Origin of the sequence: Pseudoalteromonas sp. SWXJ133 (assembly GCF_015864365.1) — a bacterium.
Lineage (GTDB): Bacteria > Pseudomonadota > Gammaproteobacteria > Enterobacterales > Alteromonadaceae > Pseudoalteromonas > Pseudoalteromonas arctica.
Genome location: NZ_JADYXJ010000047.1, coordinates 1 through 1,866, shown reverse-complemented (window position 1 = coordinate 1,866; position 1,866 = coordinate 1). Strand labels below are relative to the sequence as shown.

Here is a 1,866-nt window from a genome sequence, read left to right as displayed (position 1 = left end):
GCGTTGAGGCTGTAGAATTACTCTTTTTAGGAACGTATCCAACTATTTTTTTGTTGGTTTCTTTTTAACCTTGAATCCATCTGTTCGCTGTGATCTAATAGATATTATTCACCCATGGTAAACTGTTATGGCTAACTATAAGCCTGACTTATCCTGTCAAAATAAATTCATTCCTATCAATTTCGCTGAGCAAATTTTGCCAGGCACATTTGAATATGCCCTTTGTTATATCGTCGAAAACAAACTCGATTTATCGGGCTTTGACGCGTGGTACAACAATGACAAAACGGGCGCTGCTGCGTATTCGCCTTCGGTAATGCTAAAGATTATTTTACTGGGTTATGCACATGGTTTTATCAGTAGCCGCCGAATTGCTAAAGCGTGTGAGACGAACATTTTATTTATGAGTGTGTCGGGAGATATCCAGCCGCATTACACATCAATAGCGGGCTTCGTGGCTAAAATGCATGAACAGATTGAGCCACTTTTTACGCAAGTGCTGATGATATGTGATGAAGAAGGCTTGATAGGCCGTAACATGTTTGCCATTGATGGGTGTAAATTAAAGTCCAATGCGAGTAAAGAGTGGAGTGGCACATTCGATGAGTTAGGCCGCAAAAAAGCAAAACTAGAACGCGCAAGCAAACGTATTATTGAACGCCACCAATCACAAGATGGACTGAGTGAAGAGTTAATAACTCAGGATTTAAAACAAAAAGAGAAGCTGGATAAAAGTGCAGATAAAATCACCGAGTTCTTAGCCACTCACAAAGAAAAAACAGGCAGTAAAGGCAAGCCAGTTAAAAGTAATATCACTGACCCTGATAGCGCGAAGATGACGACCTCAAAAGGGACAATTCAAGGCTATAACGGCATAGCGATAAACGATGACAAACATCAAATCATCCTGCAAGCACAAGCGTGGGGCTCAGTGGGTGAGCAACAAACCCTACAGCCAGCTGTTAAGCAATTAAAGCAGCAGCTTGATAAATTGAACACTGACAAACCCAAAGACGAGCACACGATTAAATTCACCGCAGACAGTGGGTTTAACAGCGAAGTGAACCTTGAATATATGGCGAAAAGTGGGTTCGATAGCTACATTGCAGATAATCAATTTAGAAAACGAAATCCGCTGTTTAAAGACAGTGAAACATATGAAACAGAGCAAGAAAAACGCCGACTAAAACGCAGTAAAGGCAAGCCACGATTATTTACCTCAGACGATTTTCATTATGATGAAGCAACTCAAACCTGCCGCTGCCCCGCAGGCAATGATATGTGGCGAAGTGGGGTTAATGTAAAAAGTCATAACCAGCAATACACGCGATTCTGCGGTTACTTAAAAGACTGTAAAACCTGCCCGCTACAGCAGCAATGCATGCGAAAACCACCGATAGAAAGAGGACGACAAGTTCAGTTTATAAATAATGAATCGCGCAAAAAGCTGAGCTATGTTGATAAGATGAAAGTAAAAATAGATAGCCCCATAGGGCGACGACAATACAGTAAGCGATTAGGCTGTATTGAACCCGTGTTCGGCAATATTACCGTCAACAAGGGCATGAATAAATTGACCTTGCGGGGTCAAACGAAAGTTAATACGCAATGGCAACTGTATTGTCTTGTTCATAATATAGAAAAACTGCAAAACACGATGCATTAAGAAGGGGAAGCTCCTTTAACCTAAATAAAAGCCACTCAACCACTCGTAATCCCTTCCAAAACGCCAATTTAAACAACACCAAACACTTCTTTATATGCTGCGTAAAAATACAGTAATCGATTGAACCAAAATAGGAACTCAGCTATGGTTTGTTTATCAATAAAAACAAATAAAAAACGAGTTAATCTACAGGCTCGTTA

Annotated in this window: 1 protein-coding gene; it reads left to right on the top strand. The window is 40.5% G+C overall.

Going from position 1 to position 1,866, the window contains the following annotated elements:
• Positions 1-127: 127 nt before the first annotated feature.
• Positions 128-1,666: a transposase gene (locus I6F40_RS19545; protein ID WP_166379697.1), complete on the top strand. Its 1,539-nt coding sequence runs from the start codon at positions 128-130 to the stop codon at positions 1,664-1,666.
• Positions 1,667-1,866: the final 200 nt, after the last annotated feature.